The organism is Bradyrhizobium sp. CW1 (assembly GCF_023100665.1).
Taxonomy (GTDB): domain Bacteria; phylum Pseudomonadota; class Alphaproteobacteria; order Rhizobiales; family Xanthobacteraceae; genus Bradyrhizobium; species Bradyrhizobium canariense_D.
The window spans coordinates 4719527-4742362 of the sequence record NZ_CP064684.1 but is presented as its reverse complement, the minus strand read 5'-3'; the positions used below and the strand labels follow the sequence as shown (position 1 = coordinate 4742362).

The window sequence follows — 22836 nt, the reverse complement described above, 5'->3', positions numbered from 1 at the left end:
GGGCGCGCAACATCGTTCGTGTACAAATGATAACTGCACTGTCGGCTGGCTTTGACATGGTGACTGAACCTACGAGCGCCGCCATCGACAAGATCCGCTGCGATGCGTGTCCGGTGATGTGCTACATCAAGCCGGGCGCGGCGGGCGCCTGCGACCGCTATGCCAATCACGAAGGCAAGCTCGTCCGCGTCGATCCGCATGTGATCCTGGAGCGCACCGTGTCGCATGGCGGCAAGCTCGTTCCGTTCAGCCGCACCGAAGATTGGGACGGCAAGATCGTCCACGAGCCTTCCACCTTTGTAACGGCGATCGGCGCGGGGACCACCTATCCCGACTACAAGCCGGCGCCGTTCATCGTCTCGGCGGAGGTCGATGGCGTCGACATGGTGACTGTTGTCACCGAGGGCATCTTCTCCTATTGCGGCATCAAGGTGAAGATCGACACCGACCGCTATCTCGGGCCGGAGACGGCGACCGTTCGTGCACAAGGCGAGGCGGTCGGTCATGTCACCACCAGCGAATACGGTTCGCAGATGCTGTCGCTCGGCGGTGTGCACCATCTGACCGGCGGCTCCAAGAAGGAAGGCCGCGTCACCTGTGACACGCTGATGGACCTCGCAAATTGCAAGGCGGTCGAGCTCACCATCGACGGCGGGGCGAGCGTGGTGGTGCAGGCCGGCCAGGCGCCGATCGTCAACGGCATGAAAGAAGAGCGCATGCGCGTCGGCTGCGGCTCGGCGACGATCGGCATGTTCGCCAAACAATGGCACGGCAAGGTCGACGAGGTTGTCGTGGTCGACGACCATATCACCGGCGTGCTCTCGGAGCATCAGGCCGGCAAGCTGCTCGACATCGCCGATACCGGCATCAAGATGAAGGGGCGCCGCTCGACGCCCGGCCGCTATTTCCAGGTCGCCGATCCCGGCACGGGTTGGGGCGGCACCAATATCTCCGATCCGCTCGCAATCCTGGGACCGTTCGACGCGAAGGAGGCCAGGCCTGGCCTCTCGATGCTGATGGTCTCCACGACGGGCGAGCATTCGTCCTATTACGTGCTCGACGAAGCCTTGAAGCCGGTCGAGACCGAGATGCCGGATGACCTCAAGTTTTCGGTCGAGCGCATTCAGGAGAATTGCGAGCCGGCGCTGTGCACGGTGCTGTTCATGGCGGGCGCCGGTGGTTCCTTGCGGGCGGGCGTGACCGACAATCCGGTGCGGCTGACGCGCTCGGTGAAGGAGGCGCTGACGCGCGTCACCAGTGGCGGCGCGCCGGTCTATGTCTGGCCGGGCGGCGGCATCACCTACATGGTCGACGTGACGCAGATGCCGGCGGGGGCATTCGGTTACGTGCCGACGCCCGCGCTGGTGGCGCCGATCGAATTCACGATGAAGCTGTCGGACTATGCGGCGCTCGGCGGGCACATGGATTATGTGAAGCCGCTCGCCGAAGTTCAGGGCGGCGACGATGTCCGCCAATTGCCCTGGCAGAACCCGATCCCGGGCCCCCGGGCATGACAAGGCTCCCGCAAATCGCGTTGCTGTCTGACGGCCGGCGGCTGCATTTGCAGGATGGACCGATTGACCTGATCGTCGAGGCGAGGGGGGCGGCCGACGCAGTGCGCGAGGCCTATAAGGCTGCGGCCGAACGGTTCACCGGGCTTCTCGACGAGCTCTGCGCGGAACTGCCGGAACTGCGGACCGTTGTCGAGGAGCGGACCTCGTTGAGAGGCGTTGTGGCGCATCGCATGCACGCCGCGGTGGCGCCCTATGCCGGTGATGGCTTCATCACGCCGATGGCCGCTGTGGCCGGCAGCGTGGCGGAGGAGGTGTTGGGCGCAATGCTGAACGCTGCGGCGCTCGATCGGGCCTATGTCAACAATGGCGGAGACATTGCCCTGCATCTCGGCGAGGGCGAGCATTTTTCGGTCGGCCTGATGGACCGGCCCGATCGCGACGGCGTGATGCGGACAATCAGGGTGGACGCCGATGATCCCGTGCGTGGCATTGCGACCAGCGGACGGCACGGCCGCAGCTTTTCCCTCGGGATTGCCGATGCGGTGACCGTGCTGGCCGGAACGGCGTCGCAAGCCGACGCGGCCGCGACGATCGTTGCGAACGCCGTCGATCTGCCGGGGCATCCCGCCATCATCCGAAAACCTGCGAACGAACTTCAGCCCGACAGCGATCTTGGCGCGCGGCTCGTGACCCGCAACGTTGGTGGATTGTCGCAGAACGAGATCACCACCGCGCTCGAATCTGGCGCGGAATGTGCACGGCAATTATTCGATCGCGGATTGATCGAGGGTGCCGTGTTGCAGCTTTGTGGTGATATGATTGTCATCGGGACCAAGGATATTGAACGGCAACGATCGCGCCCGCTTGTACAAGAGAACGCGGTCCATGCCTGAACTGGGAAGCGGTTTGAGGAAACAATCATGAGCGCGATCATCCGCAAGATCGTCACCGTCGTCGAAGAGACGCAGATGGAGATGGGCCGCCAGGTCTCACCGCCGACGCGGCGTGCGGCGGCGATCGCCGTGATCGAGAATCCGTTTGCTGGAAAGTATGTCGAGGATCTCTCGCCGCTGATCGCGATTGGCGAGGAGCTCGGCGAGCTGCTCTCGAAGCGCGCGGTGGCGGCGCTCGGCATCGACGGGTCCAAGGCGCAGAGCTATGGCAAGGCCGCGGCCGTCGGCGAGAATGGCGAGCTGGAGCATGCAGCCGCCATCCTTCACCCGAAAATGGGCGCGCCGGTGCGTAAAGTGCTGGGCAAAGGCGCTGCGCTGATCCCGTCGTCGAAGAAGCGCAGTGGACCCGGCACGACGCTGGACGTTCCGCTGGGCCACAAGGATGCAGCCTTCGTGCGCAGTCATTTCGATGGCATGGAAGTGCAGATCAACGACGCGCCGCGCGCCAACGAGATCATGGTCGCGGTCGCCGTCACCGACAGTGGCCGTCCTTTGCCGCGCGTCGGCGGGCTGACCGTTGCGGAGATCAAGGGCGAAGACGGACTGCGTTAATCTTTTCAGAAAGTGGAGGTTGGGATGCGAGCAAAGAACTATTTTGTCGGGGCGGCGTTCGCGCTGTTGGCAAGCGGCATGGCTCATTCGGCCCTTGCGCAGGACATCAAGATCGGCGAGATCAACAGCTACTCGCTGCTGCCGGCGTTCACTGAGCCCTATCGCAAGGGCTGGCAGCTCGCGGTCGAAGAGATCAATGCGGCCGGCGGCATCAACGGCAAGAAGCTCATCGTCGTCTCCAAGGACGATGGTGGCAAGCCGGCAGATGCGCAGACCGCGGCCAACGAGCTGGTGTCGAGCGAGGGCGTGGCGATGCTGACGGGTACGTTCCTGTCGAACATCGGTCTTGCGGTCAGCGACTTCGCCAACCAGAAGAAGGTGTTCTTTCTGGCGGCCGAGCCTCTGACGGACGCCATCACCTGGTCGAAAGGCAACAAGTACACGTTCCGACTGCGTCCTTCGAACTACATGCAGGCCGCGATGCTGGTGGAAGCGGCCAGCAAGCTGCCCGCAAAGCGCTGGGCGACGATCGCGCCGAACTATGAATACGGCCAGTCCGCGGTCGCGGTGTTCAAGAAGCTGATGTCGGAGAAGCGGCCCGACATCCAGTGGGTCGATGAGCAGTGGCCGCCGCAGGGCAAGATCGACGCCGGTCCGGTAGTGCAGGCGGTTGCCGCGGCCAATCCCGAAGCGATCCTCAACGTCACCTTCGGCGCCGATCTCGTCAAGCTCGTGCGCGAAGGCAACACCCGCGGCCTGTTCAAGGGACGCGAGGTCGTCTCCTTCCTCACCGGTGAGCCGGAATATCTCGATCCACTCAAGGAGGAGACACCCGAGGGTTGGATCGTCACCGGCTATCCCTGGTACTCGATCAAGACGCCCGAGCACGACGCGTTCCTGAAGGCCTATCAGGCCAAGTACAACGACTATCCGCGCCTCGGCTCGATCGTTGGCTACCAGACCATCAAGTCGGCGGCGGCGATCCTGGCGAAGGCCAATTCGACCGATCCGGAGAAGCTGATCACTGCGGCGGAAGGACTTTCGATGCCGTCGCCGCTGGGCGAGATCACCTTCCGCAAGATCGATCACCAGTCGACGCTCGGTGCCTATGTCGGCAAGACCGCGCTGAAGGACGGTAAGGGCGTGATGGTGGACTCGTCTTACAAGAAGGGCGCGGACTATCTACCAAGTGATGCCGAAGTCGAGAAGCTGCGTCCGAAGGATTGATCCAAAGTGAGACCGGGGCCTCGTGGTTCGAGACGCGCGGCGCAGCCGCGCTCCTCACCATGAGGGTCCCGACCTCATCCTGAGGAGGCGCGTAGCGCCGCCTCGAAGGATGAAGCCTAATATTGCGACTTACGCTTAAGCCGGACCGCAGATGGCCTTTTACGTCGTACAGTTTCTGACCGGTCTCGCCAGCGCAGCGTCGCTTTTCCTGGTGGCGTCGGGCCTGTCGATCATCTTTGGCGTGACGCGGATCGTGAATTTTGCGCATGGCGCCTTTTACATGATCGGCGCCTATGTCGCCTTCACGCTGACGGAGCGCCTGTCAGGTGCATTCGGCTTCTGGGGCGGCATCGTGGTGGCGGCGTTCGCGGTGGGGCTGATCGGCGTCATCGTCGAGATGGTGCTGCTCCGGCGCATCTATCACGCGCCCGAGCTGTTCCAGCTGCTTGCGACCTTCGGCCTGACCTTGATGGTCGAGGACCTCGTCGTCCTGATCTGGGGCCCAGACGATCTCGTGGGGCGCCGTGCGCCCGGCTTCAAGGGGGCGATCGACTTCTTCGGCCAGAACATTCCGAGCTATGATCTGTTTCTGATCGTGCTCGGACCGGTCGTGCTCGGCATTCTCTGGCTCTTGTTCCAGCGCACGCGCTGGGGCGTTCTGGTGCGCGCAGCGACGCAGGACCGCGACATGGTCGCGGCGCTGGGCGTCAATCAGAAATGGTTGTTCACGAGCGTGTTTGCGGTCGGCGTTTTCCTCGCCGCTCTCGGCGGTGCGCTCCAGATCCCACGCGATGCCGTGCATCATGCGATGGATTTGCGCATCATCGTCGAGGTCTTCGTCGTCGTGGTGATCGGAGGCCTCGGTAGCATCATCGGCGCTTTCGTCGCGGCTGTGCTGGTCTCCGAGCTCAACGCCTTCGGCATCCTGATCTTTCCAAAAATCTCTATCATCCTGGTCTTCCTGGTGATGGCGGTGGTGCTGATCGTGCGGCCCTGGGGCTTGTTCGGCAGGCCCGAGGCGCCGGCCCGCAAGACGCCCGGTCTCACCGTCAATCCCTGGCGACCGCTGACGTCGAATGAGCGGTTGGCTGCGTTTGCAGCGCTCGTCGTCGCGGCGACACTACCGCTGTTCGCCGGCAATTATGCACTGACCGTCGGCTCGGAGATCGCGATCTCGGTGATCTTCGCCGTCAGCCTGCACTTCCTGATGTCGGTCGGCGGGCTCGCGTCCTTTGGTCACGCCGCCTATTTCGGCCTCGGCGCTTACGGCGTCGCTTTCCTCGCCAAGATGGCCGGACTGCCGATGATCGTCTGCCTGTTGCTCGGTCCGCTGCTCGGCTGCATGGGCGCTGCCGTGTTCGGCTTCTTCGCGGTGCAGCTCTCCGGCGTCTATTTTGCGATGCTGACGCTCGCCTTCGCGCAGATCGTCTGGTCGATCGCGTTCCAGTGGGTGAGCGTCACCGGCGGCGACAACGGCATCCTGGGCGTCTGGCCCTCGAGCTGGGCGGCGAGCCCATCGCATTTCTATTGGCTGTCGCTCGGTGTTGCGGCGCTCGTGACGATCGCTTTGCGGGCCATGGTGTTCTCGCCGTTCGGCTATGCGCTGAGGGCGACGCGCGACTCGCTGCTGCGCAGCGAAGCGGTCGGCATCAACACCAAGCGTATCCAGTGGACCGCCTTCGTGATCGCGGGCACGACCGCGGGCATTGGCGGCGCGCTGTTCGCCTACCTCAAGGGCAGCGTCTTTCCGGACAATCTCGGCATCTCGCTCTCGGTCGACGCCCTTGTCATGGTGCTGCTCGGCGGCGTCGAGACGGTGTCGGGCGCGGTGATCGGCGCCATCGTCTACAAGGCCTTGAACATCTGGCTGGTCAGTCAGACCGACCTGTCAAAACTCGTGCTCGGCGGTTTCATCGTTCTGATCGTCGTCGTCTTCCCCAAGGGCATCGTCGGCATGCTGGAGATGCTAGCGCAGCGCCGCAGGAAGACGTCGCCGCCGGGGTCACCCTTGCTTGCCAAGCCGATCGAGTCCGCCGAATGAGCGTCGCGCCCCCACTTCTCGCGGTCGAAGGACTGACCAAATCCTATGGCGGCGTCCATGCCGTGCGCGGCGTCTCGTTCTCGCTGCGCGCCGGTGAAATCCTGGCGCTGATCGGACCGAACGGCGCGGGCAAGAGCACCTGTTTCGACATGCTCAATGGCCAGAACAAGCCTGATACCGGCCACGTCCGCCTGCTCGGCGAGGACACAACCGGCAGGAAGCCGCGCGAGATCTGGCGGATGGGCGTGGGTCGCACCTTCCAGATCACCGCGACCTTCGCGACCATGACGGTGCGCGAGAACGTGCAAGTCGCGCTGATCTCGCATGGCAAGCAATTGTACAATCTTTGGGGCTCGGCGCCGAACTTCGACCGCGGCGAAGCCGGGCGACTGCTCGAGCTGGTCGGCATGGGCGGTTACGCCGATCGCCCCTGCGGCGAGCTTGCCTATGGCGATCTCAAGCGGCTCGAGCTCGCCGTCGCGCTCGCCAACCAGCCAAAGCTGCTGCTGATGGACGAGCCGACCGCCGGCATGGCGCCGCGCGAGCGGGTCGATTTGATGCGGCTGACCGCGCAGATCGCCCGGGAAAAATCGATCGGCGTTCTCTTCACCGAGCACGACATGGACGTGGTGTTCGAGCACGCCGATCGCATCATCGTGCTCAACCGCGGCACGCTGATCGCCGAGGGCTCGCCCGCCCAGGTCCGCGGCAATCCGCAAGTGCAGGCGGTCTACCTCGGCGAGGGCCTCCTTTACGAGGCCGGGCATCGCGAGGGAGCATCGGCATGAAGCTCACAGTACAGGATCTCAACAGTCATTACGGCCCGGCGCATATCCTGTTCGACATCGGGTTCGAGGTCGGCCAGGGGGAAGTCGTGGCGTTGCTCGGCCGCAATGGCGCCGGCAAGTCGACGACGTTCCGCTCGATCGTCGGGCTCGTCGCGCAGCGGTCGGGGCGGATCATGTTCGAAGGCAAGGATGTATCGGCACGTCCCACGCATGAGATCGTGCGGGATGGGCTTGGTTACGTGCCGGAGGAGCGGCGTATCTTCACCGATTTGACGGTGGAAGAGAATCTCGAGGTCGGCCGCCAGCCGAAGCGCCCGAACGCGCCGCACTGGACTCGCGACAAGCTGTTTTCGCTGTTCCCTAACCTCGGCGAGATGAAAAATCGCCCGGGCGGCCGCATGAGCGGCGGCGAGCAGCAGATGCTCACCATCGCGCGCACGCTGATGGGCAATCCATCGCTGGTGCTGCTGGATGAGCCCTCGGAAGGCCTGTCGCCGAAAATCGTGGAGCAGATGGTCGAGGCCATCCTGACCATGAAGAAGGAGGGCGTCAGCATCGTCGTCTCCGAGCAGAATCTGCATTTTGCGCGGCTGATCTCCGATCGCGCCTATATCATCGAGCGCGGCCGCATCTGCTTCGGCGGCACCATGGCCGAGCTCGACGCGCGTCCGGATATCCGCGACGCGCATCTGTCGTTGTGAAGGCAAAGGGCAAGGGCATCGAGCGGATGGCGAGAAGCGTCGCGGCGAAGAAAAGCGTCAAACCGGCAAAGCCGCCTTATGTGCTCGACGAGCAGGTCGGCTTCATCCTTCGCCAGGTCTGGCAGCGCCACAGCGCGATCTTCTCTCGCGAGATCGGCACCAACATTACGCCGACGCAATGGGCGGCGCTGTCGAAGCTCGCCGAGGCCGGGCCATGCTCGCAGAACCAGCTCGGGCGCCTGACGGCGATGGACGTGGCGACCATCAAGGGCGTGATCGATCGGTTGACGGCGCGCGGCCTCACCGAGACCAGCCAGGATCCGGAGGATGGACGGCGGCTTCTGGTCAGCCTGACGCGCGCGGGCCAGCAATTGGCGGAAAAGGTCGCGCCGAATGCGCTTGCGATCACACGAGAGACGCTGGCGCCGCTCGAGGCAAAGGAGCGCGAGATGCTGATGGCGCTGTTGAACAAGCTGCGGTGAGGCGCGACTAACCTCGGTGAAGGTCTTGTCGAGGTTTTTGACATGAGAGCGGCGACCCGGTTTGCTATGGCTCTGAGCATGAGTGTGATGCTGGCGGGCCAGTCTGCTCCCGCCCTGGCGGCGCAAGCCTATGAGGGGTTCTGGGCGTCAACCAAAAAGGATTGCCGCGACGAGGACAGCGCCAACCGCATGAGCATCGAGGGCGGCAACCGTCTCTATTGGTACGAGACCCGGTGCCGCGCCAGCGAGATCACTGCCGACGGGAAGCTCGCCTGGAAAATGAAGCTCGCCTGCGAAGGCGAGGGCGAGAAGTATCGCTCCAGTCCCCGGGTTTCCATTGCCGCGGATGGCAAGCTGGTGATGGACAACAGCCCGGTCGGGCCGGGCAAGCGACAGACCTATGTGCGTTGTGAGATAGCGAAACCGCGGTGATCCCGCTACGTCTTCCCCGGCCATTTTGCGCGATAGCGGATTTCGCTGCCGTCGGCGAGCCGTCGCCACGACCCGAACTCCGGTGTGTGCGGAGCCGAGGCCGTCAATCCGATCGGGTAGACTCGGCTGGGCTGTCCCTGGATGTGACGGCGAGTTGCCGGTGCGAGGTTCGGAACGCCAGTTCGACTTCGCCTGCGATGACGGGCTGATCGCCGTCACTATGGAAGCCAGCTGCGTTCAATTCGCCCGGCATGGTGTTGAGGTCCGTCTGCAATTCGATGGTGATATCTTGCGGTGATTTCGGCACGGTTGCGCCGGCCGGAAGGCGAACCTCGAAGACGAGCAGAGGAGTGGCGCCGTTTCGGTTGAGCCAGGGCGTGGCCGTCATGTACGCGACGCCCAGGTAGGTGGCGGCGGCGGCCACGCAAAGCAGGACCACGACACCAAGCGATTTCAGGCTGTTGCGCGCGAGACCGCTATTGCCTGCATCCGTGCCGGAACGCGTCACCAGCCAGCTGGCAAGCACCACGCCAGCCCTCCGATGGGTGAGTAGACGAACAGTGCCAACAGGCCAGACGTGATCGGGTCCGCCCGGTTGCCCAGATCGAGCACTGAAAACAGCACAAAGGTCGCGACATAACCTCCGACCGCACCGGCAACACCGGCGGCAATCCGCGACGAATTCTTCATGTCTCCCTCGGCGTTCCAGCAATGAACTGCCTGCGTTAGACGCAGCAGGCCGACGACTTGTTCAATGCTGTCAAGGGAGCACGGGAGCGGCGAGCCGCTCCGGCTGCGTCACTTCGCCACCACCTCGGGCACCCTGCCGGCCGGCGGGGTGTTGCGGCTGCGCTGGGTGCGCACGATACCGTCAATGATGGTCATGCCGATGCCGGGGAGGTCGCCGAGTTGGACGCTGTCCAAAATGTTCTTGCCGGCCGAGTGCTGCGCCTTGTCCATGATGACGAAATCGGCCGAGCGGCCCACTTCGATCAGGCCGCAATCCAATTCGCGCATCCGCGCCGTGTTGCCGGTGGCCAGGCAAAACGCGACCTCGGCCGGGAGGTCGCCAAGCGAGGACAGCATCGACACCATGCGGAGAATGCCGAGCGGCTGCACGCCGGAGCCGGCCGGCGCATCGGTGCCGAGGATGACGCGGTGCAGATCGCCCATTTCGCGCGCAATGCGCAACGTGAACAGCGCCGAGCGCTCGTTGCCATTGTGAACGAGCTCGAGGCCGCGCTTGCAGCCCTCGCAGATGCAGCGGATCTGGTCGTCGGGAAGCGCGGTGTGACCGCCATTGATGTGGCCAACCACGTCGGTGTCTGCCTCAAGCACCACATCCTTGTCGATCAATCCGGAGCCGGGGATCGAAGGACCGCCGGTGTGGATCGTGCTCTGGATGCCATATTTGCGAGCCCAGCCGACCATTTTTCGCGCCGTGGGGCCGTCCTTGACGCCGCCCAGGCCGACTTCGCCGAGCAGCTTGACGCCGGCTGCGGCCAACTCCTTGAAGTCCTCCTCCACCATCTCGCACTCGATCACAGGCGCGCCGGCGTGAACCTTCACGCCGCCAGGCCGCAGATTCCAGAATGCACGCTGCGCGAAGATGGCCATCGCCTTCAACCCCACGACGTCGCGCGGGCGGCCGGGCATATGCACCTCGCCGGCGGAAATCATCGTGGTGACGCCGCCATGCAAATTGCTGTCGATCCAGCCGATCTGGTTCTGGCGCGGCGTCCAGTCGCCCGCAACAGGATGGACATGGCTGTCGATCAGGCCGGGCGCCACCGTGGTGCCGTTGGCCTGGACGATAGTGGTCGCGCCTTCGGTGTTGAGGTCCTTGAAGCGGCCGATCGCGGTGATCTTGCCGTTCTCGGCGACGATGGTGTCGCCGTCCAGGATCGGCTTTTCCAGCGCGCCGGACAGGATCAGGCCGATATTGCGGATCACGAGCTTCGAGGGTCCGGTGGCCTGGGGTGCGTCATGCGCCATGGAATGGGTCCTTGTCCTTAACTGCAACGCTTCCGATCTTGGGCAGCCTTGACCGCGGGATCAAGCCGGATTATTCATTAGTACACAAATGATCGTATACAAACGACGCATAGCTGCCGCCTTGAAAACCGCCACGACGCGCCACGGAAGGGTGAGATGAGCAATTTCAATCAGGAAGCCGTTTTGAGCGTCCACCACTGGACCGACACGCTGTTCTCCTTCAAGACCACCCGCAGCCCGACCTTCCGCTTCCGCAACGGCGAATTCACCATGATCGGGCTCAAGGTCGGCGAGAAGCCGCTGCTGCGGGCCTACAGCGTCGCCAGCGCCAATTACGAGGACACGCTGGAGTTCTTCTCGATCAAGGTCGCGGACGGCCCGCTCACCTCACGGCTCCAGCATCTAAAGGAAGGCGACGAGATCATCGTCAGCCGCAAGGCCACCGGCACGCTGGTGATCGACAATCTGGAGGACGGCCGCAACCTCTACCTCATCGGCACCGGTACGGGTCTTGCGCCGTTCCTGAGCGTGATCAAGGACCCCGAAACCTACGAGCGGTTCGAGAAGGTCGTGCTGCTGCACGGTTGCCGACACGTGAAGGAGCTCGCCTATGGCGAGATGATCACCGAGACGCTGCCCAAGGACGAGCTGATCGGCGAGTACATCCGCAACCAGCTGATCTACTATCCGACCGTGACGCGCGATCCCTTCCGCAATCGCGGGCGCATCACCGATCTCATCACGTCGGGCAAGCTGTTTTCCGACATCGGCCTGCCGGCACTGGAAGCGGCCCACGATCGCGTCATGATCTGCGGCAGCCCGGCGCTGGTGGCGGATACCCGCGTGCTCCTCGGCGAGCGGGGTCTTGTCGAGGGCAATCACGGCGAGCCGGCCCAATTCGTGGTCGAAAAGGCCTTCGCCGAGCGCTGAGCCCGGAACCCCCGCGCAAGAAGACCGTATTTTCGCCGCCGCGCGCCCGTTGCGGCGTCGATTCGGCACGCGATACACTGTGGGAACGAATCAGCGGAGTTCCCACATGGTTGCGGACAGCGACAGCAATATCGCCTGGCACCGGGTTCAGTTGAAGAAGAACCGCGCCGAGTTGAAGGCGCTCGAAACCGCGCGCTTCACGATGGGCGAGATCGCGTCTTCGAAGCGGAACGGCCAGACCCAGAAGGCGCTCGGGGAACTCAAGCGCAAGATCGTGCAATCCGAGCGCGTGATCGCCGATCACGACAAGCGCACGCGCCGTCCGCTCACCACCGACCTGCGAAGCCTCAGCAACGGCAGCTGGAGCAATTGGGACGCCTACACCAACCAGCAGCAGCGCAAGATCGGCCCGCGTTCGCCGGGGCGGGGGTAGACTCGACTCTCACGCCTGCACCGAAGCCGAAGCGGAGGTTCCGGGTTCCCTTGCGCGGGCGGCGTCGTGCACCATCTTGGTGAGACCCCGTCAACCGCTTCGGTGATCACATGGCACCACGCCTCGATTTCACCAGCGAGGCCTTCTTTCGCGATCTGCCCAAGGCGATCGCAACGTTGCGCATGTCCGGTCCTGTGGTCGCGGCGCGATTTCCTCTCGTCGGCGATGTTTGGATCACCACGACCCATGAGGCCACCGCGCAGGTCCTGAAGGACGGCACCGATTTCACGCTGCGCAAGGAGGATGGGGACGTCGCGGGTTTACGCTGGTGGATGCCGAACTACGTCAGAACCATCGCCAACAACATGCTGACAATGGACGAGCCTGACCACACAAGGCTGCGCAGCATTGTTGACGAGGCCTTCCGCCGCCGCGCGATCGTCGCGATGGAGCCGCGCATCCGCGCCATCGCGGACGGGCTCGCCGACGAGCTGTTCCTGGCAGGAAGCCCGGCCGATCTCGTCCAGCGCTATGCGCGCATCCTGCCGCTCGCGGTGATCTCCGAGCTGCTCGGATTGCCATTGGCCGATCGCCCCCGCTTCATCGCCTGGGCCAATACGATGTCCTCACTTACGAACGTCGCCAGCTTCTTCCGCATGCTGTTCGCGTTCCGCAAGATGCGAGCCTACCTCGAACGGCAGCTGCAGATTGCCCGCGTGCGGGGCGGCGAAGGCCTGATCGCGGAGCTGGTTCAGGTCGAGCGCGAGGGCGGCCAGATCACGCCGGACGAAATGGTGTCGATGGTGTTCCTACTGCTCGCGGCGGGCTCCGAGACCACCACGCATCTCATCAGCGGTTCTGTCTACGAGCTCCTCAGAAATCCCGGCGTCCGCGACTGGCTGGCACAGGACTGGAGCCGCGTCGGGCTTGCGGTGGAGGAATTCCTGCGCTTCGTGTCGCCGGTGCAGTTCTCCAAGCCCCGCTATGTGAGGCGGGATATCGAGCTCGCGGGCGTGCGTCTCAAGAAGGGCGATCGCGTCATGGTGATGCTCGCCGCCGCGAACATGGACCCGGCGATGCATGAGCGCCCCGAGAGCCTCGATCCCGCGCGCAAGCCGAACCGTCACATGTCCTTCGGAACGGGCATCCATTTCTGCCTCGGCCATCAACTCGCGCGCATCGAGGCAGCGTGTGCCCTGGAAGCGTTGTTTGTGCGATGGCCGCGGCTTGGCTTTGCTGTGGACGTGTCTCAGATCCACTGGCGCAAGCGACCGGGCATGCGAGCGATCGCGAACCTCCCTGTCGTGCCCGACGGCCACGCAGCACAGGCGACAGCATCAGCTGGATCGATGTTGGTTCGTTCCCAGCCAGTGGCCTGCTGAGACTTACACCTTGCGGAAAATTTCTCTGCACTCGTCGGTAGGAACGGCATGCCGTTGCTCTAGTTGTTTTTGCGACATCGAAAGCCGCGACGAGTTCCTCCGGTCGATGTCGCAGATCAACAACAGGAGACAGCATCATGACCGGCAAGATGCCACCTGTTCCCGCCGAGAATCAAAGTCCGAAGGGAACCGGCGACAGCAAGCAAGTGTCCTCGACTGCCCCGCGCGGCCAGCAGCGTGCGCAAAATCCGGACCAGCAAGGGCAGCAGGGCAACATCAAGCAGAACACCACCAACCAAGGCTATCAGCAAGATCGCTGAGGAGCGGACCCTCATGTCGACATCCACCAAGACACCGAACAGCAACCGTCAGGGCGGACCAGGCGCATCGCATGAGAATGCGAAGGCACCGCTCGAAGTGAAGAAGCCCGCGGCGGACGACCCGCAGCGCAACCACAGCCGCGTCTCCGGCGGAGGTGGCGAGCACGATTCACACCACAGGCATGACGAGGCCGGAAAAGGCGGAGGCAGGTGAGGCATGACCAACAAGCAACCCAAACTCTACGCACCGACGGAAAAGGATATGCAAAATAACCCCATGATCGGCGGATCGAAGGGCGCAACGATGGCCGGTATCTCGCCTGAGGACCTCGAGGACGCCTTGGGCGAGAACACGATCGAAGGCGACGTCGAGAACGACGTGAACGCCGCTGGCGGCATCGACAAGGACATCGCACGCAGTGGCACGCACCGAAGAGGCCGATAGCTCCGGAGGACGAGCATGCAAGGCAAGAAGACCCACGAGCAACAGGTTCGCATCCTCGAGCGCAAGCCGGATGTTCCAGACGCGCGAGAGCTTGAGCGCGCCCTCGGCCACAATCCGGAGAATACGGCCGTTCACCGGGCGCGACCTGAGGCGCGACAGAGTGAATTCCCGGTGAGCCGAGGCGGCCTCAACCAGGAAAGCGATCACAACAAGCACAATGATTCCGGCCAAAGCGGACACAAGCCGCCGAAACCGACGCCGGCACAGCAGAAGCATTGAGCTGCACGGGCGATCAAAGCAAGAGGAGAAAAAGATGCCAGGTGGTCGTGGCAGCAAGACGCATTTCAGATCGGGCATGCATGGCAAGGGCGACGGCAGCGGCGCCATGACGGACGTGCCCAAGGAGAAGATCGGCGACAACATGGTGCTGTCAAACCGCGACAAGGCGCAGCACTCGGACATTCGCGGCATGGACGGCAAGGCGATCCAGACCGAACAATATCAGGACCACTCGGCCAACCGGCTCGACGAGGAGCCGGGCACCGACGAGACCTGAGAGCGGCGTTCCTTCCCGCTGAACTCGCGGACCGGCTTTCAGCCGGTCTGCTTTTTTGTCGACCCGAGATCACGCTCCCAGCCGAACACGGAACGGCCGTCGAGATCGGGCGAGGCCGCACGCTCTCCGGCGATATAGGATTCGACGGATGGCCCATGCGCGGTGCGCTCCAGCCGCCGCGCCTGGTCGTCGAGGCGCTTGATGGCTTGCATCTCTTCCTCGCGCCCGAGCTTTGCGTTCTGAATCGCCCCCTTCAGCACGCGAATGGTTTCGTCATAGACCTTGAGTGGAACAGGGTAGGGATGCCGGTCCTTGCCGCCGTGGGCAAGCGAGAAGCGCGCGGGATCGTTGAAGCGGTAGGGCGCGCCGTGCACGACTTCGGCGACCATCGCCAGCGAACGAACGGTGCGAGCGCCAACGCCGGGAGTCAGCAGCAGCTCCGGAAAGTCGACCGGGCCGCGCTCGGCCGCAGCAGCGAGTGTGCCGTGCAGGCGGCGCGCAAACACGTCCTTCGGCCGCACGTCGTGATGCCCGGGCATGATCAGGTGCGGCAGCGTCGCCTGTGCGGGCGCGGGCGCAGTTCCGGTGAGCCGCTCGAATTCGGAAAGGATACGATCCGGGCCGAGATCGCTCAGAAGCTCGAGCTGCGCGGTGCGCGAGATCTCGGCGCGATGGTCGGTGAGGTTGACGATCTCGCCTTGCCGCGGCCCGTCGATCGCGCTGTGCGGTGCGTCGACAAAACTCTTCAGCGCCTCGGAATGCCAGTGATAGCGGCGGGCCTGCCGCTTGTCGCCGTTCATGCCTTGCTGCACCACGGTCCATTTGGCGTCGGCGGTGACGAAGAAGCCGTGCAGGTAAAGGTCAAAGCCGTCCTGGACCGCGGCGCTGTCAACCTTCGCCACGAGGCGACTCGCACGCGTGAGCTTTGCGCCGTCGAAGCCGATTCGGTCGCCGAGCTGCATCAGCTCGTCCGGGGTCTTGCGCGAGTGCTGGCCACGCCCGCCGCAGACGTAGATTCCGAGCTCGTCCTGGAGCGGTCCCAGCCCGCGCTTCAGCGCGCCAATCACCGACGTCGTGATGCCGGAGGAGTGCCAATCCATCCCCATGACGGCGCCGAACGACTGGAACCAGAACGGGTGCGAGAGCCGCTGGAGGAATGCATCGCGTCCGTAGTGATGCACGATCGCCTGTGTGACGATCGCGCCGAGCGACGACATGCGGGTCGCCAGCCAGGGTGGAACCCGGCCGGTGTGAAGGGGAAGATCGGCGCTGCCGGTCCGTCGAGTCATGATTGACCACAAATAGCGCAGTTCGGCGATGATTGCACCAGAGGGATGCTGCATTGCACCGAGCGGGGGAGCGAACGACGCTGCAACGCGTTGAACGCAAGCGCGGATGCAATGCGGGGACATTAATGGATTGGCAGACCCTTTTGGCCGACATCGACAGGATGTTCGGGTGGATCCCGTCGTGGTTCGTCGGCCTCACTCTAGTCTTGGGCGCGATCCTGATCGCCCTGTCGATCTATCGCCTTTCGGTTTGGCTGTTCAACCGCGCCTTCGGAACCCGCCTCCCGCTCGTGAGCGTGTTCATCGCCCGCACCGCGGGCCCAACTCAGCTGGCCCTCAGTCTTGCCGCCGTAGCGTTGGTGCTGCCGCTCGCGCCGCTGGACGACGCCTTCCGCACGCCGCTGACGCGCCTGTTCGTCGTCGCCTTCATTGCGCTGATCGGCTGGATCTCGATCCGGATCGTGGATATGAGCGCGGCACGGTATCTCCAGAACTTTCGCGACGTCACCGAGAATTTTGTCGCGCGCAAGCACGTCACCCAGGTCCGCGTCTTCAAGCGCGTCACCGATATCATCATCGTCATCATCACGGTGTCGACCGCGCTGATGACATTCGACTCGGTCAGGCAATACGGCGTCAGCCTGTTCGCCTCCGCCGGTGCCGCCGGTATCATCGTTGGTCTTGCCGCCCGGCCGCTGCTGAGCAATTTGATCGCGGGCATGCAGATCGCAATCACCCAGCCGATCCGCATCGAGGATGCCGTCATCATCGAGAACGAGTGGGGCTGGGTCGAGGACATCGCCGCGACCTATGTGGTGATCCGGCTGTGGGACTGGCGCCGCATGGTGGTGCCGCTGTCTTATTTCATCGAAAAGCCATTCCAGAACTGGACCCGCGACACTGCGTCCCTGATCGGCGTGATTGCGTTTCATGTCGATTATCGTGCCGACGTGCCGCGGATCCGGCGCTGGCTGGAAGAAGCAGTGAAGGAGTCCAAGCTCTGGGACGGCGAGGTGGTCAATCTCCAGGTCGTTGACGCGGATGCTCGCACCATCGAGCTCCGCGCCCTCGTCAGCGCCAGGAACGCGCCGCAGTCCTGGGACCTGCGCTGCGAGATGAGGGAGAAGCTCATCGCCTTCATCCGGGACGAGATGCCGGAAGCGCTGCCGCGCGAGCGCGCGATCCTGATCCCGTCGGGAGGAGGCGACGATGACGCCGATTTCGTGCGGCGTCCCGCGCCGCCGGAGAAGATGCGGGCGAGCGCACGCAATTGACCTACTTGCGCGTCGGCCTTCGTGGCGCCGCACAAGCCTGCCTGGCGCTGGATCGTGTCCAGCGCGCTGGTCCTCATGCGAAGCACCTCACTGCGCGCGGATGTCGGCGGCCTTCAGCACCGGCTCCCATTTGGTCGCCTCGGCATGCATGTAGGCGCCGAAATCCCTCGACGATGAGCCGACCGGGGCCGCGCCGATCTTGCCGAGCGTCGACAGTACGTTTGGGTCCTGCAGCGCCGCCTTCAGATCGCTTTCGAGCTTCGTGACGATCTCCGGCGGCATTTTTGCGGGACCAAGAACGCCCCACCAGACGGAGACGTCGTAACCCGGCACGCCCGACTCGGCGACGGTCGGAACATTGGGCAGCGCCTTGGAGCGTTCGGCCGAGGTCACCGCGAGCGCGCGCACCGCGCCGCCTTCGATCTGGCTGATGGCTTCCGCAAGTGGATTGATGCTGAGCGGAATGTCGCCGGCGATCACGGCGGTCAGCGCGGGGGCGCCGCCCTTGTAGGGGATCGCGACGATCTTGGTGCCGGACATGTATTTCAACAGCTCACCCGCGAGGTGCGCCGAGGTGCCGTTGCCGGACATGCCGTAGCAGAGCTTATCCGGCTCCTTTTTCGCCGCGATGAGGAGATCACTGAGCGTCTTATAGGGGCTGTCCTTGGCCACGACGATCGCGAGCGGGGAGGAGGCGACTTCGCTGATCGCGGTGAAATCCTTGAACGTGTCGTAGGGCACCCTCGGATAGATGAACTGGTTGAGTGGATGGCCGCTCGCGACGAGGATCAGCGTGTAGCCGTCGGGCGCGGCCTGCGTCAGCGCTTGGGACGCGACGATTCCGCCGGCGCCGGGACGATTGTCGATCACCGGCTGCTGGCCCCAAGTCCCGGCCAGCGCCTGAGCCAAGGTGCGCGCGAGCACGTCGACGGCGCCGCCGGCCGCATAAGGCACCAGGATGTGGACCGGCTTGCTCGGATATTTGTCGGCCTGTGCGGCGGTCCCCGCGAGCAGCAGACCGGCGCCCACCATCAGACCGCTGATGGTCTTGTTGAAACCCAGCATTTCCCAGCACTCCTTTGCACCCAGCGGCGGTCTCTCGGCCTTTCCGGGTGTCATCCATGGTTTTTGTTGACGAGACCTGATCTTTTGTACGATAGTACAAATCACATGATCCGCAACCCCGCCAGCAAGGAAACGGCCCGCAAGCCGAACATGCGCGAGGCGATCCTCGCCGCGGCCGAGGAGCTGTTCGCCACCAACGGCTTCAACGCCGTGTCGGTGCGCGATATCGCACAGGCCGCCGGCGCCAATCCCGGCAGCGTCACCTATCATTTCAAGACCAAGGACGGCCTGCTGCTGGAGATCTACCGGCGCCATTGCGGGCCAATGAATTTGCGCCGTTCCGAGCTGCTCGCGGCCGCCAAGCGCGTGCGCGATCTCCAGGATCGGCTCGAAGCGGTGGTGCGGGCCTATGTCGTGCCGGCCTTCACCTCGGGCAGTGATCTTGCCGGGGGCGGGGCGCGGTTCACGCGGCTGCGCGCGGTGATGTCCGCGGAGGGCAATGAAGTCGCGCGAAAGATCATCGCACAGACTTTTGACGACACCGGCCACGCCTTCATCGATGCTGTTCACGAAAGCCTGCCGCACGTTCCGCGCACCGATATCGTCTGGCGCAGCCACTTCCTGCTTGGCGCACTCTATTATTCGCTGGTGACGCCGGATCGCGTCTCGCGCCTGTCGCGCGGCGAGGCCGACGGCAGCGATGCCGCAAGTGCCATCGAGCAATTGGTGCAAGCCACCGTGGCCGCGTTCCAGGCGCCGGCGCTGGATCAGGCGCCAGCACGGCGACGGCCGGTCGTCAGCAGCAAGACTTGAAGACACGATCTGGTTCGGCGGTTTATCTGATGGCAATGATGTACACGCCGACCATTCCGCCGCCCGATCCGGACACGCGCACGCCGAAGTTCAGACTGCCGAACCTGTCTTGCGATGCGCATTGCCACATCTTCGGGCCCGGCGCGAAATACCCTTACGCGCCGGAGCGTTCCTACACGCCGCCGGATGCGCCGCTCGAGGATTTCCGCGCGCTGCATGCCAAGCTCGGCGTTGGACGTGCCGTCATCGTCAATGCGAGTGTGCATGGCACCGACAACACGGTGGCGCTTGACGCCATCGCGCAGAGCAACGGGGCCTATCGCGCGGTTGCCAATATCGACGACACCATCACCGAGCGCGAGCTTCGCGTGCTGCATGAGGGCGGCTTCCGCGGCTGCCGCTTCAATTTCGTCCGCCATCTCGGCGGGGTCCCGGACAAGCAGGTGTTCGACCGCATCGTCGCGCTGGTCGCACCGCTCGGCTGGCATATTGATCTGCATTTCGATGCGATCGACCTGCCTGAACATGCCGACACGCTGATAAGGCTGCCGCTGAGCTACACCATCGACCATATGGGACGGGTGAAGGCGTCCGAAGGGCTCGACCAGCTGCCGTTCAAGATCCTGGTCGAGCTGATGCAGCGCGACGAGAAATGCTGGGTCAAGATCTGCGGCTCGGAGCGGGTGTCATCGGCCGGTCCGCCGTTCACCGACGCCGTGCCGTTCGCGCGAAAAATTGTCGAGACGGCGCCCGACCGCGTCATCTGGGGCACCGATTGGCCGCATCCCAATGTCAAGGCGATGCCGAACGACGGCGATCTCGTCGACCTAATCCCGCTGTTCGCGCCGGAGCCGGAGTATCAGCAGAAGATCCTCGTCGATAATCCAGCGCGGCTGTTCGAGTTCGGCCAATGACGGCGCTAGCGATCGACAAGCCGCGCGGCCGCGCTTGGTGGAAGGAGCTCTGGATCCAGGTGCTCATCGCCATGGCGGCCGGAATCGCGCTTGGGATCGTCAATCCCGAGGGGGGCGCCAGGATGCAGCCGCTTGGCGACGCCTTCATCAAGGCGATCCGGATGCTGATCGCGCCGATCATCTTCTGCACGGTCGTCAATGGCATCGCGCATATGGCCGATATGGCCCGTGTCGGGCGCGTCGCCGTCAAGGCGATCGTCTATTTCGAGATCATGACCACGATCGCGCTGATCATCGGTCTCATTGCGGTGAACTTGCTCAAGCCCGGCGTCGGCATGAACATCGATCCCGCCAGCATCAATGCCAGCGCGATCGAGCCCTATGTCAAGCAGTCGGGCGTGATCGGCTTTGTGCCGTTCCTGATAAACATTGTGCCCGCGACGTTCGTCGGCGCCTTTGCCGAGGGCAACATCCTCCAGGTGCTCTTCATCGCCGTACTGTGCGGATTTGCGCTGGTGCAGCTCGGCGAGCGCGCCGCGCCGCTGGTCCATCTCATCGACATCGCCGCCAAGATGGTATTCACCATCGTCGGATTCGTGATGTGGGCTGCGCCGATCGGCGCCTTCGGCGCCATCGCCTTCACGGTCGGCAAGTTCGGCGTCGGCTCGCTGGCCTCGCTGGGCAAGCTCCTCGGCGGCTTTTATCTCACCTGCGTGATCTTCATCATCGTGGCGCTCGGCCCGGTCGCGCGTCTGTGTGGCTTCTCGCTGCTCAAGCTGATCCGCTACATCTGGGAAGAGCTCTTGATCTGCATCGCCACGACATCGTCCGAGACGGTGCTGCCGCGGATGCTAACCAAGCTGGAGCAGGCCGGCTGCGAGCGCAGCGTCGTTGGGCTGGTGATCCCGACCGGCTATTCCTTCAATCTCGACGGCACCTGCCTCTACCTTGCCGCCGCCTCGGTGTTCCTAGCACAGGCGACCAACACGCCGTTTGGGCTCGCCGAGCAGATCGAGCTGCTTCTGATCCTGCTCGTGACCTCCAAGGGCGCGGCGGGAATCGCGGGCGCCGCCTTCGTCGTGCTGGCGGCAACGTTGTCCGCCACCGGCAGCATTCCGGTGACGAGCGTGGCGCTCGTGCTCGGCATCCACCGCCTGATGTCGCAGGGGCTGACGCCAACTAATCTGATCGGGAACGCGGTCGCGACGATCGCGATTGCCAAATGGGAAGGCGCACTCGATGCCGACCGCCTGAGGCGCGTGCTCGACGGCGAGGAATCCGCTGTCGCGACTCGATGAACCGATGACGTTGACGAACGATAGAGGGGAGTTTGTCCCATGAAAACAGGTCTCGTGATCACGGCCCATCCGGGCGATTTCGTCTGGCGCGCCGGCGGCGCCATCGCGCTGCATGCGAAGAAGGGCTACCGCATGAAGATCGTCTGCTTGTCTTTCGGCGAGCGCGGCGAGAGCCAGTTCGCCTGGAAGGAGAAGGCTGCGACGCTGGAATCGGTCAAGGCCGGCCGCAAGGACGAGGCGGAGCGGGCGGCCAAGCTGCTCGGCGCCGAGATCGAGTTCTTCGATTGCGGCGACTATCCGCTGAAGCTCGCCGAGGCCCATTTCGACCGCATGGTCGACATCTACCGCGAGCTCAATCCGCGCTTCGTGCTGACGCACGCGCTGGAGGATCCCTATAATTTCGACCATCCGAACGCGGCGCATTTCGCGCAGGAAACCCGCGTGGTCGCGCAGGCGATGGGCCACAAGCCCGGCGCGCAGTACAAATATTCGGCCCCGCCGGTGTTTTTGTTCGAGCCGCACCAGCCGGAGCAATGCAACTACAAGCCGGACCTGCTCCTCAAGATCGACGAGGTCTGGAAGGAGAAGTACGAGGCGTTCCAGATCCTCGCCGCGCAGAAGCACCTGTGGGGATATTACGAGCGCGTCGCGCTCAACCGCGGCATCCAGGGCAGCCGCAACACCGGCGTGTCCATGACCTATGGCGAGGCCTATCAGCGGCTGTTTCCGACGGTTGCGGAGGAGCTGGCATGAAGCCGGTCGTCGTTCGCAACATCAAGCGTGCCGATCCCGCTGGGATGGCGGAGTACGGCGTCTCGACCGTGCACGAGGCCTATGATCGGCTCGGACTGATGAAGCCGTATCTGCGGCCGGTCTGGGCCGGCGCGGCGATCGCCGGCCCCGCCGTCACCGTGCTGGCGCAGCCCGGCGACAACTGGATGATTCATGTCGCGGTCGAGCAGTGCACGAAGGGCGACATCCTCGTCGTGGGCTGCACCACCGACAACACCGACGGCATGTTCGGCGAGCTGCTCGCAACCTCGCTGCAGGCGCGCGGCGTGCAGGGATTGATCATCGATGCCGGCTGCCGCGACATCAGGGCACTGCACGAGATGAACTTTCCGGTGTGGTCGCGCGCGGTCTCGGCCAAGGGCACGGTGAAGGCGACGCTCGGCTCGGTCAATGTCCCCGTGGTCTGCGCCGGCGTCAACGTCGATCCCGGCGACATCATCGTGGCCGATGACGACGGCGTCGTGGCGGTGCCGAAGCGCTACGCGGCCGAGGTCGCCGAGAAGGCGAGGCGCGGACGAAGGCGGCAAACGCAAGCGGCTGGCTTCGGGCGAGCTGGGCCTCGACATGTACAGCATGCGCGAGGCCTTGGCGAAGGCCGGGCTCGTCTATGTCGACAATCCCGAGGACGTCTAAAACAATC

The 22836-nt window shown here is 64.1% G+C and carries 27 protein-coding genes and 1 pseudogene; 23 read left to right on the top strand and 5 right to left on the bottom strand.

Annotated elements, in window-relative coordinates:
- Positions 1-56: 56 nt before the first annotated feature.
- The 9 genes from IVB54_RS23435 to IVB54_RS23395 all read left to right on the top strand — a co-directional run bounded on the left by IVB54_RS23435 (position 57) and on the right by IVB54_RS23395 (position 8690).
- Complete coding sequence (locus IVB54_RS23435; protein ID WP_018459321.1) at positions 57-1514, top strand: hypothetical protein; 1458 nt, start codon at positions 57-59, stop codon at positions 1512-1514.
- Positions 1511-2407, top strand: coding sequence for a UPF0280 family protein (locus IVB54_RS23430; protein WP_018459320.1), 897 nt, complete (start codon positions 1511-1513; stop codon positions 2405-2407). The genes IVB54_RS23435 and IVB54_RS23430 overlap by 4 nt, the downstream gene beginning before the upstream one ends.
- A gap of 27 nt (positions 2408-2434) precedes the next feature.
- On the top strand, positions 2435-3019 hold the full coding sequence (locus tag IVB54_RS23425; RefSeq protein ID WP_085352760.1) for an amino acid synthesis family protein: 585 nt from the start codon (positions 2435-2437) through the stop codon (positions 3017-3019).
- A 24-nt stretch (positions 3020-3043) separates the two neighbouring features.
- Entirely contained in the window at positions 3044-4246 is a 1203-nt protein-coding gene (locus IVB54_RS23420; RefSeq protein ID WP_018459318.1) for an ABC transporter substrate-binding protein, read from the top strand.
- 151 nt (positions 4247-4397) lie between these two features.
- The gene (locus IVB54_RS23415) at positions 4398-6287 is read left to right on the top strand and encodes an ABC transporter permease (RefSeq protein WP_247776465.1); all 1890 of its coding nucleotides are present in this window, start codon (positions 4398-4400) and stop codon (positions 6285-6287) included.
- Positions 6284-7075, top strand: a complete 792-nt coding sequence (locus IVB54_RS23410; protein WP_018459316.1) for an ABC transporter ATP-binding protein — start codon at positions 6284-6286, stop codon at positions 7073-7075. The genes IVB54_RS23415 and IVB54_RS23410 overlap by 4 nt, the downstream gene beginning before the upstream one ends.
- A complete protein-coding gene (locus tag IVB54_RS23405; RefSeq protein WP_018459315.1) occupies positions 7072-7776 on the top strand; it encodes an ABC transporter ATP-binding protein in 705 nt (234 codons plus the stop codon). The genes IVB54_RS23410 and IVB54_RS23405 overlap by 4 nt, the downstream gene beginning before the upstream one ends.
- 26 nt (positions 7777-7802) lie before the next feature.
- Complete coding sequence (locus IVB54_RS23400; RefSeq protein WP_007592445.1) at positions 7803-8258, top strand: MarR family transcriptional regulator; 456 nt, start codon at positions 7803-7805, stop codon at positions 8256-8258.
- 42 nt (positions 8259-8300) lie between these two features.
- The gene (locus tag IVB54_RS23395) at positions 8301-8690 is read left to right on the top strand and encodes a hypothetical protein (protein WP_018459313.1); all 390 of its coding nucleotides are present in this window, start codon (positions 8301-8303) and stop codon (positions 8688-8690) included.
- Between the two features lie 103 nt (positions 8691-8793).
- Here the strand turns inward: IVB54_RS23395 and IVB54_RS23390 are convergent, their stop codons facing one another.
- The 3 genes from IVB54_RS23390 to IVB54_RS23380 form a co-directional block, all read right to left on the bottom strand.
- On the bottom strand, positions 8794-9219 hold the full coding sequence (locus IVB54_RS23390) for a hypothetical protein (protein WP_245288531.1): 426 nt from the start codon (positions 9217-9219) through the stop codon (positions 8794-8796).
- Entirely contained in the window at positions 9195-9380 is a 186-nt protein-coding gene (locus IVB54_RS23385; RefSeq protein ID WP_245288530.1) for a hypothetical protein, read from the bottom strand. The genes IVB54_RS23390 and IVB54_RS23385 overlap by 25 nt, the downstream gene beginning before the upstream one ends.
- Before the next feature lie 108 nt (positions 9381-9488).
- Positions 9489-10685: an amidohydrolase family protein gene (locus IVB54_RS23380; protein WP_247776464.1), complete on the bottom strand. Its 1197-nt coding sequence runs from the start codon at positions 10683-10685 to the stop codon at positions 9489-9491.
- Between the two features lie 156 nt (positions 10686-10841).
- Here IVB54_RS23380 and IVB54_RS23375 point away from each other — a divergent pair, with 156 nt between their 5' ends.
- The 8 genes from IVB54_RS23375 (at position 10842) to IVB54_RS23340 (ending at position 14751) form a co-directional block, all read left to right on the top strand.
- On the top strand, positions 10842-11615 hold the full coding sequence (locus tag IVB54_RS23375; protein WP_018459311.1) for a ferredoxin--NADP reductase: 774 nt from the start codon (positions 10842-10844) through the stop codon (positions 11613-11615).
- 106 nt (positions 11616-11721) lie between these two features.
- Entirely contained in the window at positions 11722-12048 is a 327-nt protein-coding gene (locus tag IVB54_RS23370; protein WP_018459310.1) for a hypothetical protein, read from the top strand.
- 110 nt (positions 12049-12158) lie between these two features.
- Positions 12159-13430, top strand: coding sequence for a cytochrome P450 (locus tag IVB54_RS23365; RefSeq protein WP_018459309.1), 1272 nt, complete (start codon positions 12159-12161; stop codon positions 13428-13430).
- A gap of 137 nt (positions 13431-13567) precedes the next feature.
- Positions 13568-13750, top strand: coding sequence for a hypothetical protein (locus IVB54_RS23360; RefSeq protein WP_018459308.1), 183 nt, complete (start codon positions 13568-13570; stop codon positions 13748-13750).
- 13 nt (positions 13751-13763) lie between these two features.
- The gene (locus IVB54_RS23355; RefSeq protein ID WP_018459307.1) at positions 13764-13964 is read left to right on the top strand and encodes a hypothetical protein; all 201 of its coding nucleotides are present in this window, start codon (positions 13764-13766) and stop codon (positions 13962-13964) included.
- 3 nt (positions 13965-13967) lie between these two features.
- Positions 13968-14195, top strand: a complete 228-nt coding sequence (locus IVB54_RS23350) for a hypothetical protein (protein WP_018459306.1) — start codon at positions 13968-13970, stop codon at positions 14193-14195.
- A 15-nt stretch (positions 14196-14210) separates the two neighbouring features.
- Positions 14211-14474, top strand: coding sequence for a hypothetical protein (locus IVB54_RS23345; RefSeq protein WP_018459305.1), 264 nt, complete (start codon positions 14211-14213; stop codon positions 14472-14474).
- A 34-nt stretch (positions 14475-14508) separates the two neighbouring features.
- Complete coding sequence (locus IVB54_RS23340) at positions 14509-14751, top strand: hypothetical protein (RefSeq protein ID WP_026233777.1); 243 nt, start codon at positions 14509-14511, stop codon at positions 14749-14751.
- Positions 14752-14789: 38 nt separating this feature from the next.
- On the opposite strand, the gene IVB54_RS23335 is transcribed toward IVB54_RS23340, so the two are convergent.
- Entirely contained in the window at positions 14790-16040 is a 1251-nt protein-coding gene (locus IVB54_RS23335; protein WP_026233776.1) for a DUF763 domain-containing protein, read from the bottom strand.
- Between the two features lie 125 nt (positions 16041-16165).
- Here IVB54_RS23335 and IVB54_RS23330 point away from each other — a divergent pair, with 125 nt between their 5' ends.
- On the top strand, positions 16166-17314 hold the full coding sequence (locus tag IVB54_RS23330; protein ID WP_018459302.1) for a mechanosensitive ion channel domain-containing protein: 1149 nt from the start codon (positions 16166-16168) through the stop codon (positions 17312-17314).
- 87 nt (positions 17315-17401) lie between these two features.
- Here IVB54_RS23330 and IVB54_RS23325 read toward each other — a convergent pair whose 3' ends face one another.
- Complete coding sequence (locus IVB54_RS23325; protein WP_247338100.1) at positions 17402-18379, bottom strand: tripartite tricarboxylate transporter substrate binding protein; 978 nt, start codon at positions 18377-18379, stop codon at positions 17402-17404.
- A 105-nt stretch (positions 18380-18484) separates the two neighbouring features.
- Here IVB54_RS23325 and IVB54_RS23320 point away from each other — a divergent pair, with 105 nt between their 5' ends.
- From IVB54_RS23320 to IVB54_RS23300, 5 genes and pseudogenes are all read left to right on the top strand, one after another.
- Positions 18485-19192, top strand: a complete 708-nt coding sequence (locus tag IVB54_RS23320) for a TetR family transcriptional regulator (RefSeq protein WP_018459300.1) — start codon at positions 18485-18487, stop codon at positions 19190-19192.
- A gap of 29 nt (positions 19193-19221) precedes the next feature.
- Entirely contained in the window at positions 19222-20106 is an 885-nt protein-coding gene (locus IVB54_RS23315; protein WP_018459299.1) for an amidohydrolase family protein, read from the top strand.
- Positions 20103-21404, top strand: a complete 1302-nt coding sequence (dctA, locus tag IVB54_RS23310) for a C4-dicarboxylate transporter DctA (RefSeq protein ID WP_018459298.1) — start codon at positions 20103-20105, stop codon at positions 21402-21404. The genes IVB54_RS23315 and dctA overlap by 4 nt, the downstream gene beginning before the upstream one ends.
- Before the next feature lie 39 nt (positions 21405-21443).
- Complete coding sequence (locus IVB54_RS23305) at positions 21444-22157, top strand: PIG-L deacetylase family protein (RefSeq protein WP_247776463.1); 714 nt, start codon at positions 21444-21446, stop codon at positions 22155-22157.
- Positions 22154-22829, top strand: a pseudogene (locus IVB54_RS23300) (4-carboxy-4-hydroxy-2-oxoadipate aldolase/oxaloacetate decarboxylase). The gene IVB54_RS23305 and the pseudogene IVB54_RS23300 overlap by 4 nt, the downstream one beginning before the upstream one ends.
- Positions 22830-22836 lie beyond the last annotated feature (7 nt).